The following is an 18,556-nucleotide window of genomic DNA, read 5'->3' as shown; positions in this document are numbered from 1 at the left end:
CACTCACCCCGCACACCCCCGGTCTCGACCGGACGGGCCTCGCCGCGGGCTTCGGCGCCCACCTCGTGTGGGGGATGTTCCCCGTGTACTTCCACCTCTTCACGCGCACGGGCGCGGTCGAGGTCGTCGCGTACCGCGTCGTGTGGGGTCTTGTCGTCAGCGTGCTGCTCGTCGTGCTCACGCGCCGGTGGCGCGCGTTCGTCGCGCTCGTGGGGGGTCGCGCTCGCGGTCCTCACCGCCGACGCGCTGCGGGCGCTGCGCCGCCCGCGCGACCGCGGGACGCGCGGCTAGGCTGGGACCAGAAACCCTCCCCCTCTCACGCACAAGGAGAACACCGTGGCCGACTCCTCCATGGACATCGTCAGCAAGGTCGACCGTCAGGAGGTCGACAACGCGCTCAACCAGACGATCAAGGAGGTCGGGCAGCGCTACGACTTCCGCAACGTCGGCGCCTCGATCGCGTGGTCCGGCGAGAAGATCGTCATGATCGCCAACTCCGAGGAGCGTGTCCTCGCGATCCTCGACGTCTTCCACACGAAGCTCATCAAGCGCGGCATCTCCCTCAAGGCCATCGACACGGGCGACAAGGGCCCGCAGGCGTCCGGCAAGGAGTACCGCCTCGAGGCGACCCTCAAGGAGGGCCTCGCGGGCGAGAACGCCAAGAAGGTCACGAAGATCATCCGCGAGGAGGGCCCCAAGGGCGTCAAGACGCAGATCACGGGCGACGAGGTCCGTGCGACGTCGAAGTCCCGCGACGACCTCCAGGCCGTGCAGGCGCTCCTCAAGGGCGCCGACCTGGACTTCGCGGTCCAGTTCACGAACTACCGCTGATGGCCGTCCCCGCGTCGACGGTCGCTACGGCGGCCGTCCTCGGGGCGGTCGGTGCCCTTCATGTCGCGTGGGCCGCGGGCTCAACGTTCCCGCTCGAGGACCGGGAGGCGTTCTCGGCGACGTTCCTCGGCGTCGACGGTCTCGGCAGCCCCGGTCCCGCGGCGTGCCTCGCCGTCGCGGGTCTCGTGACGACGACGGCGTGCGCAGCGGTCGTCGCGACCCAGACGTCCTCGGGCTCACGCGTCGGGCGGCTCTCCCGGCGCGGTGCTCGCACCGCCGCGCGAGTGCTCGCGGCACGAGCGGCTGCCGGCATCGCCGTCTCGGGCTTCGGGCTGCGGGCGACGAGCCCTCGCTTCCGGACGCTCGACCTCACGGTCTACTCGCCGCTGTGCGCGGCGCTCGCCGTCGGGCTCGCGCGCAGCGCCCGCGCGACGTCGTGAGCCCGAGTCCCCACTCGCAGGGCGAGACTCCCGTCACCCGGCCTCGCGTCGTCGCGACCGACCTCGACGGGACGCTCGTGCGCTCTGACGGGACGGTGTCGGAGCGTACGCACGCCGTCGTGCGGCGTCTCGGCGACGCCGGCGTCCACGTCGTCCTCGTCACCGCGCGGCCCCCGCGCTGGCTGCCCTCCCTCGCGGACCTCGCGGGCGAGCACGGCACGGCCGTCATCCTCAACGGGGCCGCCGTCTACGAGTTCGCGACGGGCACGCTCGAGCAGGTCCACGGCTTCGAGCGGGCCGCGGCCGCGGCGCTCGTCGACGACCTCCGCGCTGCGATCCCCGGAGTGGCCTTCGTCCTCGAGCGCGTCGACGGTCCCGTCTACGACCCCGGCTTCGTGAGCACGCATCCCGTGCCCGACGAGGCGCGGAGCGTCGACGTCGCGACGACGCTCCGCGCGTCGGGCGACCCGCGTGACGACGGGCCGGGCGCCGTCGTCGGCAAGATCCTCGCGCGTCACGACGACCTCGGCCACGACGAGCTCTACGCGCGCGTCACGGACGTCGTCGGGGATCGCGCCATCCTCGCGTACTCGGGGGCGCACGCGCTCGCCGAGCTCTCCGCACCCGGCGTGACAAAGGCCGCGGGCCTCGCCCGCTGGTGCGCGGCGCACGGTCTCGCGGCGGCGGACGTCTGGGCGTTCGGCGACATGCCGAACGACGTCCCCATGCTCGCGTGGGCCGGCCACGGCGTCGCGGTCGCGAACGCCCACCCCGCTGTGCTCGCTGCCGCGGATGCGCGCACCGCGTCGAACGACGACGACGGCGTCGCCACCTACCTCGAACAACTCCTCATGTGACTCACGGGGTGCACATCCCCGGCGGCCCCGGCCCGTCTTCGTCGTACGCCACAACCCCCGGTAGTGTGCACGCGTGCGCAGTGCATACGCCCAGATCCCGCCGGTCCCCCGGCTGCTGTGGCACCTCCTGGGACCCGCCATCGGAACCGCTGTCATCACCGCTGCCGGTATCGCCCTGGAGTCCTCCGACGGCCTGCCCGCCCCGGTCGTCTCGCCACCCGTGCTGGAGCTCACGAGCGTCATCGAGATCCTCGCGATCGTGGCGGCAACGGTGTGGCCGCTCATCTTGGCCTGGCAGCGCCCCGTCGGGGCCGCAGTGCTCCAGGCCGTCGCTGCCGTCGTCCTTGTGCTCGTATCCTCGATCGCGTCGGGGGGGCTCGCCGGTCCAGCCGTCGCTCTCGCCCTGGCCGTCGGTTTCCGCACCGCACACCGCGCGCGAGCCCAAGCTCTCGCGACATGGCCACGCACTCCCCAGCCGTCGCTCGACGACGCCGCACGACGCGCCATCGACCACGGCACCAAGCCCGCGCGTCGCCCGGCGATCTTTGCCCGCGTCCTCGGCGCGGGCTTCATCATCCTCGGGCTCGTGTGGACCGGCGTCGATATGGCGCGCGTGCACGCGTTCCGGAGCGACCCGGCCACCGTGACGACAACGGGCACGGTGCTCGAACTCTTCGACGACGACCTCTACGCGACGCTCGACGTCGACGGCACACCCCTCACCGTCGAGATCCTCGGTGCGCCACCCGGCATCGGCGCCGAGCTGCCCGTTCGCGCCAACATCGCACGCGACCGCGCCGAACTCCTTGGCACACCCTTCGACCCCGCCGGGGCACTGTTCTGGTGTGGCATCGGCGCCGCACTGCTCGTCGCTCTGCGCTTGCGCGCACGTGACGGGCACGCGCTCGCCACGGCCGCGCGTGGGCCGGGAGCGGCGTGCACGCTCGTTCACAACGACGACGCCACCTGGGTCGAAGCGCCGGACGGACGGGTGATTGCCGAGGTTGAGAACCTCACCCTGCTCACGGATCCGGCGACTCCTGATGACATCGACCTCGAGTCCGACCCCGTCATTGCCGCGATGATTGCCGAGGCCGAAGACCTGCAGGCTCGGCACGAGTCGCTGAGCGAGCGTGCCCGCGAACTCTCCAACGACGAGCTCACCGAGCTATGGAAAGCTGAGGCCCGGCTGGGCGAGATCGAGAACGATCTCGCGAATGCGCTCGACCCCAGGCTCGCCGCGCTCGTCGCCGACGGAGCCCGCACCGCCGTCGTGCTCCATTCCGTCCCGGTCATGAGCGAGGTCGTGCTGCGCGCGCCGGACGCGCTCCTGCTCGGCACGCTCCGGGCACCATCACGCAGCCTCACGGCAGCGTCGGTGGTGAACGGCCGCGACGATCATTCGGGAGACCGCAACGGCCGCTCACTCGGGCCGCTCGCGACTGCGGCCCGCTGGTTCGCCGACCACGACGCACTTCCCATGCTCGCGGTGCACGCCGCAGCCGCAGTCCTCATGTGGTGGCTCCTCGACGAGCCCGGCAACGGCTGGTGGGAAACGCTGAGGCCCGCAGTCTTCCCGCTCCTTCTTGTCCACGTCACCTGGCTTGTGCAGCCGGCCGCGGGCGTCCGGCGCACGCACTTGGTCTTCCGTGAGCTCCTGCGGGTGCAGCCCGTGCCCTGGCGCGAGATCACCGAAATCACGGCGCACGACGGGACCGTCATCGTGCGTACCCGCTCCGGTGGGGAAGACGACGCGTTCGTCCTCGGCGCTGATCCCTCGCTGCCGATCCCCTCGATTGCAGGCTGCCGCACCGCGGAGGAGACCGCCGCACGACTGCAGGCGGCGTGGGCCGCTGGCCGGGTGCTCGCACCGCCTGCGCCACGGTGGCTCCCCTCGATGCCCCTGCTGCTCGCGTGTGCGTGGGTCGCGCTGCTCGGCGCGAGCGTGCTCGCCTAGGAGACCTCTCAGAGCGCCGTGAGGATGCGCGGCCCGTCGTCGGTGAGCGCGATCGTGTGCTCGACGTGCGCGGCGCGCTGGCGCGAGCGCGAGTAGAGCGTCCAGCCGTCGTCGCCGTACGTGTAGCGGCCGGAGCCGCCGTGGATGAACATCGGCTCGAGCGCGAGCACGAGGCCCGCCTTGAGCTCCATGCCCTTGCGGGCGCGGCCCTCGTTGGGGACGAACGGCTCCCCGTGCATCTCGCGGCCGATGCCGTGGCCGCCGTGGTCCTCGAGGTTGCCGACCTTCGCCTTGCGGGCGACCCGGCCGATCGCGGCGGAGATGTCGCCGAGGCGGCCGCCGACCTGGGCGGCGGCGATGCCCGCGTCGAGCGCGGCGCGCGTCGTCGCGATGAGGTCGAGGTCCTCCTGGCGGGGGGTGCCGACGACGAAGCTCGTCGCGGAGTCGGCGGCCCAGCCCTTGAGGATCGCGCCGCAGTCGATCGACACGAGGTCGCCGTCGGCAATGCGCAGGTCGTTCGGGATGCCGTGGACGACGGCGTCGTTGACGGACGCGCAGATGACGCCGGGGAACGGGGTCGGCGCCCAGTCGGGGTGGTAGTTGAGGAACGGCGAGGTCGCGCCAGCGCCGAAGATGACGTCCCGGGCGACGGCGTCGAGCTCCTTGAGAGAGGTGCCGACGACGGCGGCCTCCTCGACGGCCTTGAGCGCGCGAGCGACGATCCGGCCGGCCTCGCGCATCTCGTCGATCTCGGCAGGTGTACGCAGCTCGATCATGCACCCATCCTACCGACGCCAGTCTCCCCTCCCCCTCCCTCCCCAGGAGGCCGCGAGATAGCGCTCTTCGGACGAGATAGCGCGCGTCGCGCGCTATCTCGTCCGACGCGCGCTATCTCGCGGGGGTGGTCACGCGGGGGGCACGCGGGGTGGGTCAGCCGTTGGTTGCCATGCGGTGGAGGCGCTCGATGCGCTCGTCCATCGGCGGGTGCGTCGCGAAGAGGCGCGCCGCGCCACCCTTGAACGGGTTGGCGATCATGAGGTGCGAGACGTTCTCGAGGTTCTGCGTCGGCGGCAGCGGCGCCGCCTGCGTCCCCCGCTCGAGCTTGCGCAACGCTGACGCGAGCGCGAGCGGGTCGCGCGTGAGGCGCGCGCCGTCCTCGTCCGCGTCGAACTCCCGCGTCCGCGAGATCGCCATCTGCACGAGGGCCGCCGCGAACGGCGCGAGCAGCGCAAGGGCGATGCCCGCGATCGGGTTGACGTTCCGCCGGTCGTCGCCGCCCCCGCCGAAGAACATGAGGAACTGCGCGAGCGACGTGACGACGCCCGCGACCGCCGCCGCCATCGACGAGGTGAGGATGTCGCGGTTGTAGACGTGCATGAGCTCGTGCCCGAGGACGCCGCGCAGCTCGCGCTCGTCGAGGAGCGCGAGGATGCCCTCCGTGCAGCACACCGCGGCGTTCTGCGGGTTGCGGCCCGTCGCGAACGCGTTGGGCGCGGCCGTCGGCGAGACGTAGAGGCGTGGCATCGGCTGCCGCGCCTCCATGGAGAGCTCGCGCACGATCCGGTACATGGCGGGCTGCTCGAGCTCGCTCACCGGGTAGGCGTGCATCGAGCGGATCGCGATCTTGTCGGAGTTCCAGTACGACACCGCGGTCGAGACGACGCCGATGCCCGCGAACACCCAGAGCATCGTCGGGCTGTTGCGGAAGAAGAGTGCCCACAGACCGAGGAGCACCGCCCACAGGACGCCGAAGAGCATCGCGGTCTTGAGACCGTTGAAGTGCTTGTGCATACGCCGCTCCCGTGCGACGCCGTCGGGTGGTGGAGCCCCCGAGCTGCCGACGTCGCTCTACCGGTCCAACGAGAACGCTCGGCGGGTCGTTCCAGAGACACGCAGCACACGACTCACTCCCCGACGGATTGACGGATCCCGCCCGTTGAACGGGCGGGATCCGTCAATCCGTCGGGAAGGGTGGAGCGGACGCGTCAGTCCGTCGGGAGGTCGACCGACGGCGGGAGGTAGCGCGCCTTGAAGGCCGCGCCCGCGACGAGCTGCTGCGTGCGCGCCCACGCCGCCTCGTCGACGCCGTCCGGCCTGCCCGCACCGTCCGCGAGCGCACGCAGCGCCGCGTCGAGCACCGGGTACGGCGGGAGCGAGTCGGAGTCCTCCTGGCCCTCCGCGAGCTCCGCGGACGGCGGCCGCGACACCGTGAACGCTGGAATGACCTCGCTCTCCCGGTTGATCCACGCCGCAAGCTCCTGGACCTCGGTCTTGTAGAGCTGCCCGAGCGGTGCGACCGCGCCGATCCCGTCGCCGTAGAGCGTGAAGTAGCCCGTCCGCACCTCGGAGAGGTTGCCGGTGTTGAGGACGATGCCGCCCGTCGCGTTGGCGATCGCCATGAGCGTCGTGCCCCGCAGGCGCGCCTGGATGTTCTGCTCCGCGACGCTCGTCGCCCCGTCGACGAAGCCGGGCCAGGCGGGCGAGCCCGCCATGCCGTCCTGCACCGCGGACCGCAGCACGCCGTACGCCTCGTCGATCGAGATGACGTGGTGGTCGGTGCCGAGGTTGCGGCCGAGCGCCGCCGCATCGTCGCGTGACGCCTGCGACGAGAAACGCGTCGGCAAGAACGCCGTGAGGACGTTCTCGCCGCGCATCGCGCGCGCTGCGGCGACGGCGACAACAGCGCCGTCGAGCCCGCCGGAGACGCCGACGACGACGCGACCGACGCGTGCGTCCGACGCCGCACGGGCGATGCCGTCCGCCAGGGCGTCGAGGACGCCCTCCCAGTCACGTGAGCTCATCGCTCGTCCTCCTCGTCAGCAGTCGGTCGCAGGATCGCGGGGTGGAGGACGGTCGCGTCCCCCGTCTCGTAGAGCGCGCCGACACGGCCTCCCTCGAACTGGCTCGCGCCGCGCACGTCGAGGCTGCGGACGAACCCGGGCGTCGAGAGCACCTTGCGCGCGAAGTTCGACGGGTGCAGGCGGGTGCCCCACACGCACTCGTAGACGCGGCGCAGGTCGCCGAGCGTGAAAGGCTTCTCGACGAACGCGGCTGCGAGCGTCGTGTACTCGATCTTCGAGCGGGCGCGCTCGACGGCGTCGGCGAGGATCTGGTCGTGATCGAACGCGAGCGTCACCTCCCCCGCCTCGATGTCCCGCACCGCGAAGAAGCGTGCGCGGGCGGCGTCGTCGCCCGCGACGGGCGCGGGAAGGTCGGGGAGGAACGCGAGGTACGCGGTCGAGACGACGCGCATGCGGGGGTCGCGCTGCGGTGCGGAGTACGTGCGGAGCTGCTCGAGGTGGAAGCTCGAGATCTCGAGGCCCGTCTCCTCGACGAGCTCGCGGCGGGCGGTCTCCTCGCCGGGCTCGTCGATGTCGACGAAGCCGCCGGGCAGCGCCCAGCAGCCCGCGTAGGGCTCGTTGCCGCGCTCGACGAGGAGCACGGAGAGCTCGCCGCCGCGGATCGTGAGGACGACGATGTCGCTCGTCACGGCGAACGGCGGGTAGGCCGACGGGTCGTACCCGGCGGGGGCGACGGCGTCAGACAAGGCGCACCTCCTTCTCGCGGAGCAGGTCGAGCGCGACCTTCGTCGTGCCGGGCGCGACGCCCGCGGTGAGGTCGACGAGGACGGTCGTCGCAAGACCCGTGGCGTGCGCGTCGAGCGCGGTCGCGCGCACGCAGTGGTCCGTCGCGATGCCGACGACGTCGACCTCCTCGACGCCTGCGGCGGCGAGGACCTCGGCGAGGGTCCGCCCCGCGGCGTCGACGCCCTCGAATCCCGAGTATGCGGCCTCGTACTCACCCTTGCGGACGCCCACGACGGGCATGTCCGTCGCGGCGAGCGCGGCGGCGACAGCCGGGTGGAGCTCGGCACCGGGGGTGCCAGCCTCGCAGTGGACCGGCCACGTGTCGAGGTAGTCGGGGGTCGCGGACCAGTGCGTGCCCGGGTCGACGTGCCAGTCCTGCGTCGTGACGACGAGGTCGTAGCCGCCCTCGCCGATCTTCGCGGCGACGTCGCGGGCGACGTCGTTGCCGCCGGTGACGCCGAGGGCGCCGCCCTCGCAGAAGTCGTTCTGGACGTCGACGACGATGAGTGCGCGTGCCATCTTCAGCTCCTTGCCGTGAGGTAGGGGGTGCCCGCGACGACGTCGAGGGCGCTCGGGGGCAGCTCGGCGAGCGCTGCCCGGTGGTGGGCGCGGACCTCGTCGAGCGTCGGCAGGTCGGCGATCTTGCCGTCGCGGACGTAGGTGACCTGGAGGTCACGGGTCGTCGTGCCCGCCGGGTGGTTCGTGGCCGTACCCGCGGCACGCGGGACCGCGAGCTCGGCGACAGCGACGCCGTGCGCGTCGAGGACGCGCGTCGCGTCCTTGAAGCCGCCGACGGACGCCTTGTCCGCGGACTTCTTGGCGACGGGTCGCATCTGGCCGTCGGGACCCTCGATCTCGACGAGCTTGTAGACCATCGAGGCGGTCGGGGCGCCCGAGCCGGTGACGACGCGCGTGCCGATGCCGTAGCCGTCGATGGGGGCGCCCTGCGAGACGAGGTCGTCGATAACGTACTCGTCGAGGTCGCTCGAGACGACGATCTTCGTGCTCGTCGCGCCGAGCTCGTCGAGCAGCGCGCGGGCGCGCGTCGTCTCGACGTAAAGGTCACCCGAGTCGATGCGGATGCCGCCGAGGCTCGTGCCGCCAGCCGCGACCGCGTTGCGAATGCCGGTGGGGATGTCGTACGTGTCGACGAGGAGCGTCGTGCCGGCGCCGAGGGACGCGACCTGCGCGGCGAAGGCCTCGGGCTCGGAGTCGTGCGCGAGCGTGAACGCGTGCGCGGCGGTGCCCGTCGTCGGGATGCCGTAGCGGTAGCCGGCCTCGAGGTTCGAGGTTGCGCCGAACCCGGCGACGTACGTCGCGCGGGCCGCGACGACCGCGGCTTCGTCGCCCGTGCGGCGTGAGCCCATCTCGATGATGCTGGCGCCTGCCGCGGCGGTGACCATGCGGGACGCGGCCGACGCGACCGCCGAGTCGTGGTTGAGGATCGACAGCAGGAGCGTCTCGAGGAGCACCGCCTCGCCGAACGTGCCTTCGACGGTGACGATGGGCGACTGCGGGAAGAAGAGCTCCCCTTCGCGGTACGTGTGGATCGATCCGGTAAACCGGTAGGCGGCGAGGTAGTCGAGCGTCGGGGTGTCGACGACGGCGTTCTCGCGGAGGAACGCGATCTGGGCGTCGTCGAACCGGAAGTCGGCGACGGCCTCGAGGGCGCGGCCGATGCCGGCGACGACGCCGTAGCGGCGTCCGGATGGTAGCCGGCGGGTGAAGAGCTCGAAGACCGCGCGCCGGTGGGCGACGCCCGAGGCGAGGGCTGCCTGGAGCATGGTGAGCTCGTAGTGGTCCGTCTTGAGGGACGGGGTGTCGCTGTGCCGTGAGCGGCCTTGTCGCATCTCGACCTCCTTCATACTCACATTGAGCATCATGCCCGGCTGCGGGACACGGCGCAACCCCCATCTCACACCCGATGCCCCGACGGCGCCCCCGCGACTCGTCCTGCCCAAGCACGTCGGAGGCAGACCGACAGCGTCCCGAAGCGCTGGACGTCAGAAAGACGAAGCGGCCCGTCGTGTTCCTGCACGCTAGGGAACGTGCAGGGACACGACGGGCCGCTCGTCGGGAGGGGCTGCTCAGGCCCTCGCGTTCACGCCTTTGGCGATCGCGATCATCTCCTCGCGGGGCACGACCTTGATCCGCTCGCGGCCCGCGGCGACGCCGAGCGCCAGCTCGTGCGCCTCGAGGTTGAGGAAGTCGTCCCACACGACGAGGTCGACGCCGCGCTCTGCGAGCGTCGCGACGATGTCCTCCGGCGCGCCCTTGGGCGCGCGCGGCAGGGAGTCGACGTCCTCGACGAGGTGGCGGATCGTCTCCGACGCGTCCGACTTCGTGTGGCCGATGAGGCCGACAGGCCCACGCTTGATCCAGCCGGTCGCGTACACGCCGGGGACGTGCTCGCCGTCCGCGCCGATGACCCGACCCTCAGCGTTGGGGATGACCCCGCGGCGGTCGTCGAACGGCACGTCCGAGAGCTCGGTGCCGAAGTAGCCGATCGCGCGGTAGACGGCCTGGACGGGCCAGTCGTGGAACTCGCCCGTGCCCTTGACGGTGCCGTCACCCTGGAGCGCGGTGCGCTCGGTGCGCAGCCCGACGACCTTGCCGTCCTCGCCGAGGATCTCCGCAGGCGAGTGGAGGAAGTGCAGGTGGAGACGACGCGACGCGGAGTGCGTCGACGGGTCGACGAGCGCCCAGTCGGTGAGCGTCTTGACGACCTGCTTCGTCTGGTTCGACGAGTCGATCGCGGCCATCGAGCCCTCGTCGAACTCGTAGTCCTCGGGGTACACGACGATGTCGACGTCCGGCACGTGACCGAGCTCGCGGAGCTCGAGCGGCGAGAACTTCGCCTGCGCGGGACCGCGGCGCGCGAAGACGTGGACGTCGGTGACCGGCGAGGCCTTGAGGCCCTCGAAGACGTTGTCCGGGATCTCCGTGACGAGGAGATCCTCGGCGTGCTTCGCGAGGATGCGCGCGACGTCGAGCGCGACGTTGCCAGCGCCGAGGACCGCGACCTCACGAGCCTCGAGGGGCCACGTGCGCGGGACGTCGGGGTGACCGTCGTACCAGGAGACAAAGTCGGCGGCGCCGTAGGAGCCGTCGAGCTCGACGCCCGGGATGCTCAGCGGGGCGTCCTTGATGGAGCCCGTCGAGAAGATCACGGCGTCGTAGTGCTCGCGCAGGTCGTCAAGCGTGAGGTCCGTGCCGAAGTTGACGTTCGCGAGCAGGCGGATGTCGCCACGCTCGAGGACCTTGTGGAGGGCACCCATGATCATCTTGATGCGCGGGTGGTCCGGCGCGACGCCATAGCGCACGAGGCCGAACGGCGCGGGCAGGCGCTCGATGAGGTCGATCGAGACGTCGATGCCAGCCTTCGAGAGGATGTCGGAGGCGTAGATGCCGGCAGGACCGGCGCCGACGATCGCGACGCGCAGGGGGCGAGAGGTGTTCACGGATGCAGGCCTTTTCGGTGCTGGTGGATACCCGGTGGTGTGGAGCGAGTGTGGCCCGGGCTGCGGGCGTCGTCACGTGGATGGCGCCGGATGACCGCATCGCGGACACCCGGCCGTCCGCACGACGCGCGCGGGACGGCCACCGTTCAGGGTAGTCGTGCCCGGGCGCGCGGGGTGTGGCTGGTGAGGACTCTCACAGGATCCCTACCTGCGGGGTGGCGCTCCGACACGGTTGGGAACGTCGTCGAGGCCGGACTGGGCGACGAGCTCGGCGAGCGCGTCGTAGGGGTCCGGGAGCTCCGCGTCGACGACGTGGTCCTCGATCTCCGCGACCTGGGGTCGCGAGAGGATCGCGAGCGAGACGACGACGGCGGCGGCCATGAGTCCGACGCCGATCCAGGACGTCACGACGACGGAGCCCGCGAACGCGCTGTGCGCGGAGTCGAGGAGCGCCTGGGCGCGGGACGGGTCGAGCTGCGCGGCGACACCGGTCGCACCGCCGAGGGTCTCGCGTGCAGCCTCCTGCTGCGCGGAGGTGAGCCCGCCAGGCAGGGCGATGTTGCGGTGGTAGCCCGCGGACATGATGCCGCCGAGGATCGCGGTGCCGAGGACGGCGCCGAGCTCGTACGCGGTCTCGGAGATCGCGGACGCGGCTCCCGCGCGGCCCGCGGGGGCCGAGGAGAGGATGAGGTCGTTCGAGACCGTCTCGGCCGCGCCGGCGCCGACGGAGAGGATGACGAACGCGGTGATGACGGGCCACAGCGTGCCCGCTCCCCCGGCGACGGCGACGATCCCGTAGCCAACGGCGGCGAACGCCATGCAGGCAGCGATGATGCGCCCCGGTGCGACGCGCGCGACGACCTTGACGACGAGGAGGCCCGCGACGATCGTCGCGAGCAGCCCGGGCAGGAGCGCGAGGCCGGCCTCGACGGGGCGGAGCCCGACGACGAGCTGGAGGTCCTGCGAGACGAAGTAGAGGAACCCGGTGATCGCGACGACGGAGAGCAGGTTGACGAGGACGCCGCCGCCGAACGCCGGGGAGGCGAAGAGGCGGACGTCGAGCATCGGCACGTCCCTCGTGAGCTGGCGGCGCACGAAGGCGCCGCCAGCTGCGAGGCCGAGCGCGAACGCTGCGAGCGCGAGGCCGGTGAGCCCGTTCTTCGCGACCTCTTTGACGCCGACGACCACCGGGGTGATGGCTGCGACGGACAGGAGGATCGAGACGATGTCGAAGGGTCCGGGGCGCGGGTCGCGCGACTCGGGGACGACGAAGGGCGCGGTGGCGAGCATGAGCATGAGGACGGGGACGCTCATGAGGAACACCGAGCCCCACCAGGCGTGCTCGAGGAGGAACCCGCCGACGATGGGTCCGAGGGCGGCGCCGCCGGAGAACGCTGCGGCCCAGATCGCGATCGCGAGCCGCAGCTCGGAGCGGTCGGTGAAGATGTTGCGGATGAGTGACATCGTCGAGGGCATGAGCATGGCGCCGAAGAGGCCCATGGCTGCGCGGCCGGCGATGAGCCACTCGGCGCTCGGTGCGTAGGCGGCGAGCGCCGAGACGACGGCGAAGCCGGTCGAGCCGAGAAGAAGCATGCGTCGTCGGCCGAAGCGGTCGGCGAGCGAGCCCATGGGGACGAGGAGCGCGGCGAGGACGAGCGGGTAGACGTCGACGATCCACAGGAGCTGCGTCCCTGACGGGGTGAGGGCCTCGGAGATCTGTGGGAGGGCGAAGCTCAGGACCGTGTTGTCGACCGAGACGAGCAGCACGGGCAGGAGCAGGACGGCGAGGGCCGCCCACCGGCGTCGGCGGCTCGGGGGGCCGTCGACGCCGGTGGCGTCCGGGGCGGGCTGCAGCCCAGGGAAGCTGCGACGCTCCCGGTCGACCGCGCGCCTGTCAGGGGTGCGGCGCGCGGTGTTCGTGGGGGTCTGGCGGTGCGTGGCGGCGTCCTCGTGGTCGCCGCCGTTGCGGGTGGTCACTGCGTTCCTCTCGTGGCGCGGGTGACGGGCGTCGGACGACGCCGCTCTCTTCAACCGTCCAGACGGTATAGAAACCAACGCCTGACCCTAACCGTCCAGCCGGTATAGTTGCAAGGTGGCATCGAGCACACGGCCCGCCGACGCGGACCCTCCCGGAACCCGACCCGCCGTCACGACGGCGGCACGCCGCCATGCTGTGAGCAACGCCCGCGCAGAAGCCACCAGAGGCCGCATCCTCGACGCGTTCGCCCGGACCCTTGTCGAGCAGGGTGAGCGCGCGGCGACCCTCGACGCCGTGGCCGCCGCCGCCCAGGTCTCCAAGGGCGGGCTCCTCTATCACTTCGGCTCGAAGATGGCGCTCGTCGACGGCCTCCTCGCGCGCATGGTCGAGCTTGCGCTCGCCGATGTCGCAGTCATGCGCGCAGCCCCTGAGGGCGCGGTTGCCTACCTCATCCGCACCTCGGCGATCTCGGACACCCCGTTCGACCTCGACTACCTCGCCGCGACGAGGCTCGCCGAGGGCCCGTTCCCCCAGGCACGTGTCGCACTCACGAAGGCGCACGAGGCGTGGCTCGCCGCGACCGTCGAGGCCGTCGGCGACCCCGTGCTCGCCCGTGCGATCGTCCTCGTCTCCGACGGTCTCTACCTCGAGGCCGCGACCCGCCGCGGTTCCCGCACGCCCGCACCCACACCCGACGGACCCCAGGAACGGCCGACGAGCCCGGCCGGAGCGGCCGAGCTCGTCGCCCTGCTCGAGTCCGTCATCGCCTCGCGGCGCGCCTGACCTTCGTCCCGGCGTTCTCCCGGCGCTGGGCCCTGCGCTGCGACCGTCGCGCGGACCTCGCCTCACGCCTGCGCGCCTTGGCGGCACGCAGCGACGTGCGCGAGAGCTGCCCGCGCAGCCGCTGGCGACGCGTGCCGTGCTGCGCAAGAGCCGCCAGGAACTCGTCCGTCTGCTCCCACGTGGCGTCCGCGAGCGCCGCGTCCGGGTCGCCTGGTCCGAAGACCGCAGCGTCGGCCCGGGTCGCGACGCCTCGCGCCGAGACCTGCGGGAACGTCGCCTCGATGAGGCGCGCCGTCTCCGAGCGGGTCGCGCCGGGCGCGGGCGTCGTGGCTCGGTCACGCACCGCGTCGAGGACCTCGTCCCACGCCCCCGTGACACGCACCATCGGGTCGCGTGCGCGGCGTCGACGCCGCCGACGGCGCGCCTTCGCGGCGACGATGAGCAGGGGTGGCAGCACGAGGAGAAGGATCGGCACGCCGATCGCGAGCGTCATGACGACGACGGACGTCCAGTCGGTGACGATCTCCTCGACGTCCTCGCGCGCGTCGACGTCGACGTTCTCGACGTCCTCCTCGGGCTCGACGACGGGGTCCTCGAGGCTCGGCGGCGGCTGGACCACCTCCGGCTGCGGGTCCGGCTCGGCCTCCTCCGGGTCGTTCGACGGCGTGCGTGAGGTGTCAGGCGTCGGGAAGTACGGCACCCAGCCGTGTCCCTTGTAGGCGATCTCGACCCAGGCGACGACGTCCCCGCCCGTGAGCGTCACGGGTCGCGTGACGTCGGTGCCCTCGGCGGGCCGGAAGCCCATGACGACGCGCGCGGGAAGCCCGAGGTTGCGCGCCATGAGCGCCATCGCGGACGCGTACTGCTCGTCGTCGCCGATCATTCGGTCCTCGGTGAGCAGCATGTCGATGCGGGACACGCCGTGGCCTGCGAGCGACGGATGGTCGCCTGCGGCGGTGATGCCGTGAGAGAAGTACCCCTGCTCCGAGAGCGCCGCGGCGAGGGCGCGTGCGAGGAGCGCGGGGCTCGTCGCGTTGCGGGCGATGTCCGCGGCCTTCTGCGCGGCCGAGTCAGGGACCTGCTCGAGCTCGGCCTGCTGGACGTCGGCGATCTCCGCGTCGGCAAGCTGTTCGTCCGAGAGGGTGGGTGGCACGACGACCTCGGCGGTCCACCGGTCGCCCTCGCGTAGCCCGCCGGGGAGCACCGCCGCGCCCGTCGCGTCGTTGAACCGGAACGCGAGCTGCTGCTCGCGCGAACGCCGCCCCTCGAACGCCAGGCGTGACGTCTGGCCGACGGTCGGCAGCCACACCCCGCTCAGCCCGTCGATCGTCACGTCGATGCTCGCCGGCGTTCCCGCCGTACGCACGGGGATGGACTCGCCGACGCGACGGAACGCTCCCGAGCCGCCGAGCGCACCCGTCGAGTCGACGTTCCACACGACGCCGTCGAACGTGTCCATCGTCGCGAGGCGCACGAGCGCGCCCTCGGGAAGTCCTGCGACGGTGACGAGCGGGGTCTCACGCAGGTCCTTGTGGAACGTCCTGAAGCCCGTGAGCGGGCTCACCTGGTCGCGCAGGTCGAACGGCGGCACGATCTGGTTGCGGAGGATCGTGCGGGGCGCGTCTCCCGCGACGAGCGGTGCGCCGACGATGCCACCGCCGCCGATGGCCACGACGGCCATGACGGCGAGCGTCACGAGACGGCGCGGGTGCCAGCGGCGCGTGCGCCACGCGAGCCACGGCACGGTGAGCGCGGTGAGGCCGATGCCGACCACGGTCGCGAGCGGGGCTTCGACGGTGCCGAGGAGGATCGCACCGACGAGCAGTGCGAGGGGTGTCGTCACGGCGACGGCGAGGCCGATCCGTTCCCGGCGTCGCGCACCCGCGGTCGCGTCGGAGCGGCTGCGGCGACGGTCGGTCGTGTCGACGGTCGCGGCCCACGCCGCGAGGACGGTGCCGCCGAGCGCCATGACGAACGGCGGGACGAGCACGGAGCCGAGCGTGCCGAGCGGTGGCTCGAGCGTGAGCACCTCCTTCCACGACGTCACCAGACCTTCGAGAAGGGTGCGGAACGTCGTGAGCGTCGGGACGACGCGGGCGACGGTCGTCGTCGGCGCGGCGAACGCCCCACCGGCGAGGAGGTAGGCGACGGCGGTCGCACCGAGCACGACGATCCCGCCGGCGCGTCGGGCGCGCCCGACGAGGACGATGACGGCGCCGAGGAGCACTCCGGCGAGGAGCGTGGGCAGGACCGCGGCGACCCCGTAGGCGGGGACGAGCGCGAGGGTTGCGAGGAGGACGGCGAGCGCGGAGACGACGGTGCTCGTCGTCCGCCGCAGGGCGGGGCGCTGACCGGTGCCGCCGAGGTCGATCGTGCGGACGTCGTGGCTCATGCGGCCACCAGCCGTCGCATGAGCCGCGGCAGGTCCTTCGCGGAGCCGAGCGTCGCGACCGTGAGGAGGTTGCGGGTCTGCAGCGTGAGCTCGTGGTCTTCGCCGACCGACACGATGACGGTGCGGACGCCGGCGGGCACGTGCGCGGCGCGCGCGCGCAGCTCGGGGGCGTCGAGGCTCGAGCCCGTGACGACGAGAGCGAGGGACGCGTGCGGCACGGTGCGAGCGATCTCCTGGGTCACGGGTGCTTCGTCGGGCTCGCCGTCGCGCAGTTCGATGCCCGCGCAGTCGTCGAGGAACGACGGGGGCGTCGTCGAGCGCAGGGTGCGTGTCGCGGTGAGCGCGGTGACCTCGAGCTCCTCGCGGAGCGCCTGCTGCCCGATCGACGCGTAGACGGTGACGGCGAGCTCGAACTCGTCTTCGTCGCGGTAGTCCGCGAGCGTGTCGACGAGCCCGAGCGCGGTGTGGGTGCGGCGGGTGTCCTCGAACTGTCGGACCATGAGACGCCCGAGTCGCGCGGAGGACCGCCAGTGGATCGACCGGCGATCGTCACCGGGCACGTACTCGCGCAGCGCGTGGAACGACATGTCGTGGTCGGAGACGACGCGCGTCGCCTCGCCTTCGAGGTCCCGCAGGACGCCCGTGCGCGCAGTGCCGAGCGACACCGTGCGGGGGTGGACGTAGAGGTGCTCGGGCTCGGTCCACATGACCTGCCGACGCACGAGGCCGAGCGCGTCGCCACGCACGGACCGGACAGGTCCGACGGTGAGGACGGACCGGCGCGCCCCAGCGACCGCGAAGACCTCCTCGAACTCGGCCTCGGAGGCAAGCGAGGGAAGGTCGACGTCGGCCTGCCCCGCGCCGACGGGCAGGACGATGCGGGCGGGCAGGGTGCGTGCTCGGCCGACGTTCGTCACCTGGAGACGGCCGACGGCACGCTCGCCGACGACGATGCGGTGGTCGGCGAGGTCGAGCTCGACCCGGTACGTGGAACGTCCGAGCGTGAGGATGATCGAGATGACGAGGAGTGCGGCGAGCGTCGCGCCCCCGACGACGAGCTCGTCCCAGCCGTAGCGCCGTCCGAGGACGAGCCCGCCAAGGGCGCCGACGAGCACGATCCAGCCGAGAGGGCTGATATGACGGCCGATCCATGCGCCGGCCCGGCTCAGGGGCCCGGCGGCGCGCCGGGCGCGGACGCCGAGGTCGCGGGCGTGGGTGCCTGCGGCGCGCACGCCCGACCGGGTGCGCGCTCCTGCGGCGCGCAGGTCGCGTCGAGCCATGTCAGCCGACCCGCTCCACGGGCGGTGCGGTCGTCGCGAGCACGTCCTGGATGATCTCGGGTGCGGTGACACCCGCGAACTCGGACTCGACGTCGAGCACGAGCCGGTGCGCGAGCACGGGCTCCGCAAGGTCCTTGACGTCGTCGGGGACCACGAACGCACGACCCTGGGCAGCCGCCCACACCTTGGCGCAGCGCACGAGCGCGAGGCAGCCACGCACAGACACGCCGAGTCGCGTGCGTGTGTCGGTGCGCGTCGCCTCGGCGAGCCGCGAGATGTAGTCGAGGACGGCGTCGTCGACGTGGACGTCGGCAGCCATGTCAGCCATATCGGCGACCGCGTCGGTCGTGATGCGCGGTCGCAGCCCGGCCGTGCGGTCGCGCGTCGCAGAGCCCGCGAGAATCTGGACGGTCGACGCGTGGTCGGGGTAGCCGAGGGACGTCTTGAGGAGGAACCGGTCGAGCTGCGCCTCGGGGAGCCGGTATGTGCCTGCTTGCTCGATGGGGTTCTGGGTCGCGATGACCATGAACGGGCGGCCGACGGCGTAGGGCTCGCCGTCGACGGTGACCCGTGACTCCTCCATAACCTCGAGGAGCGCGGACTGCGTCTTGGGAGACGCACGGTTGATCTCGTCGGCGAGGACGATCGACGCGAAGATCGGCCCGCGGTGGAACTCGAAGCGGTTCTGCCCCTGGTCGTAGACCGAGACACCCGTGACGTCCGACGGCAGGAGGTCCGGCGTGAACTGGATGCGGTTGTGCGTGCCCTGAACCGTCGCGGCGAGCGAGCGCGCGAGCGACGTCTTGCCCGTGCCGGGCGCGTCCTCGAGGAGGAGGTGCCCCTCGGCGAGCAGCGCCGTGAACGCGAGGCGGACCGTGTGCTGCTTGCCGAGGACGGCCTGCGAGACGTTGTCGACAAGAGTCTCGAAGGTCTCGCGGAACCAACCGGCCTGCTCGGGGGTGATCACAGTGCGTTCTCCTCAGGAGGTAC

Annotated in this window: 16 protein-coding genes; 5 read left to right on the top strand and 11 right to left on the bottom strand. The window is 72.1% G+C overall.

Translation table 11 applies throughout. From position 1 onward, the window contains the following. Positions 1–336 precede the first annotated feature (336 nt). From IGS67_RS04340 to IGS67_RS04325, 4 genes are all read left to right on the top strand, one after another. Entirely contained in the window at positions 337–831 is a 495-nt protein-coding gene (locus IGS67_RS04340) for a YajQ family cyclic di-GMP-binding protein (RefSeq protein WP_192278266.1), read from the top strand. Continuing rightward, the gene (locus IGS67_RS04335; protein WP_192278264.1) at positions 831–1,271 is read left to right on the top strand and encodes a DUF3995 domain-containing protein; all 441 of its coding nucleotides are present in this window, start codon (positions 831–833) and stop codon (positions 1,269–1,271) included. The genes IGS67_RS04340 and IGS67_RS04335 overlap by 1 nt, the downstream gene beginning before the upstream one ends. After that, positions 1,268–2,128, top strand: coding sequence for an HAD family hydrolase (locus IGS67_RS04330; protein WP_192278262.1), 861 nt, complete (start codon positions 1,268–1,270; stop codon positions 2,126–2,128). Before IGS67_RS04335 ends, IGS67_RS04330 begins: the two co-directional genes overlap by 4 nt. Before the next feature lie 73 nt (positions 2,129–2,201). Next, positions 2,202–4,085, top strand: a complete 1,884-nt coding sequence (locus tag IGS67_RS04325) for a hypothetical protein (RefSeq protein ID WP_192278260.1) — start codon at positions 2,202–2,204, stop codon at positions 4,083–4,085. A gap of 8 nt (positions 4,086–4,093) precedes the next feature. On the opposite strand, the gene map is transcribed toward IGS67_RS04325, so the two are convergent. The 8 genes from map to IGS67_RS04285 form a co-directional block, all read right to left on the bottom strand. Beyond that, positions 4,094–4,861: a type I methionyl aminopeptidase gene (gene map, locus IGS67_RS04320; RefSeq protein ID WP_102509426.1), complete on the bottom strand. Its 768-nt coding sequence runs from the start codon at positions 4,859–4,861 to the stop codon at positions 4,094–4,096. A 154-nt stretch (positions 4,862–5,015) separates the two neighbouring features. Continuing rightward, positions 5,016–5,876, bottom strand: a complete 861-nt coding sequence (gene htpX, locus IGS67_RS04315; RefSeq protein ID WP_192278258.1) for a zinc metalloprotease HtpX — start codon at positions 5,874–5,876, stop codon at positions 5,016–5,018. A gap of 194 nt (positions 5,877–6,070) precedes the next feature. After that, positions 6,071–6,886, bottom strand: coding sequence for an NAD(+) synthase (nadE, locus tag IGS67_RS04310; RefSeq protein ID WP_192278256.1), 816 nt, complete (start codon positions 6,884–6,886; stop codon positions 6,071–6,073). Then, the gene (locus tag IGS67_RS04305) at positions 6,883–7,632 is read right to left on the bottom strand and encodes an NUDIX hydrolase (RefSeq protein ID WP_192278254.1); all 750 of its coding nucleotides are present in this window, start codon (positions 7,630–7,632) and stop codon (positions 6,883–6,885) included. The genes nadE and IGS67_RS04305 overlap by 4 nt, the downstream gene beginning before the upstream one ends. Then, a complete protein-coding gene (locus tag IGS67_RS04300) occupies positions 7,625–8,191 on the bottom strand; it encodes an isochorismatase family protein (RefSeq protein ID WP_192278252.1) in 567 nt (188 codons plus the stop codon). Before IGS67_RS04300 ends, IGS67_RS04305 begins: the two co-directional genes overlap by 8 nt. Before the next feature lie 2 nt (positions 8,192–8,193). Further along, positions 8,194–9,537 (bottom strand): nicotinate phosphoribosyltransferase, encoded by a 1,344-nt coding sequence (locus IGS67_RS04295; RefSeq protein WP_235977788.1) that lies wholly within the window; start codon positions 9,535–9,537, stop codon positions 8,194–8,196. A gap of 222 nt (positions 9,538–9,759) precedes the next feature. Beyond that, the gene (locus IGS67_RS04290; RefSeq protein WP_192278250.1) at positions 9,760–11,133 is read right to left on the bottom strand and encodes an FAD-dependent oxidoreductase; all 1,374 of its coding nucleotides are present in this window, start codon (positions 11,131–11,133) and stop codon (positions 9,760–9,762) included. A gap of 204 nt (positions 11,134–11,337) precedes the next feature. Then, positions 11,338–12,987 carry an MFS transporter gene (locus IGS67_RS04285; RefSeq protein WP_192278887.1) on the bottom strand — a complete coding sequence of 550 codons (1,650 nt, stop codon included), beginning with the start codon at positions 12,985–12,987 and terminating at the stop codon, positions 11,338–11,340. Between the two features lie 238 nt (positions 12,988–13,225). Here IGS67_RS04285 and IGS67_RS04280 point away from each other — a divergent pair, with 238 nt between their 5' ends. After that, positions 13,226–13,894, top strand: coding sequence for a TetR/AcrR family transcriptional regulator (locus tag IGS67_RS04280; RefSeq protein WP_328741463.1), 669 nt, complete (start codon positions 13,226–13,228; stop codon positions 13,892–13,894). Here IGS67_RS04280 and IGS67_RS04275 read toward each other — a convergent pair. From IGS67_RS04275 to IGS67_RS04265, 3 genes are read right to left on the bottom strand one after another with little or no spacing between them, the layout of a single operon-like run. Then, on the bottom strand, positions 13,872–16,286 hold the full coding sequence (locus IGS67_RS04275) for a transglutaminase-like domain-containing protein (protein ID WP_192278248.1): 2,415 nt from the start codon (positions 16,284–16,286) through the stop codon (positions 13,872–13,874). The genes IGS67_RS04280 and IGS67_RS04275 overlap by 23 nt on opposite strands. After that, entirely contained in the window at positions 16,283–17,566 is a 1,284-nt protein-coding gene (locus IGS67_RS04270) for a DUF58 domain-containing protein (RefSeq protein ID WP_192278246.1), read from the bottom strand. The genes IGS67_RS04275 and IGS67_RS04270 overlap by 4 nt, the downstream gene beginning before the upstream one ends. Position 17,567: 1 nt before the next feature. After that, complete coding sequence (locus IGS67_RS04265; protein ID WP_192278883.1) at positions 17,568–18,530, bottom strand: AAA family ATPase; 963 nt, start codon at positions 18,528–18,530, stop codon at positions 17,568–17,570. Between the last annotated feature and the right edge of the window lie 26 nt (positions 18,531–18,556).

This window comes from Flavimobilis rhizosphaerae (assembly GCF_014852685.1).
In the GTDB taxonomy this organism is placed as follows: Bacteria; Actinomycetota; Actinomycetes; order Actinomycetales; family Cellulomonadaceae; genus Flavimobilis; species Flavimobilis rhizosphaerae.
The sequence above is the reverse complement of the archived record's forward strand: the minus strand, read 5'-3'. Positions and strand labels throughout refer to the sequence as shown.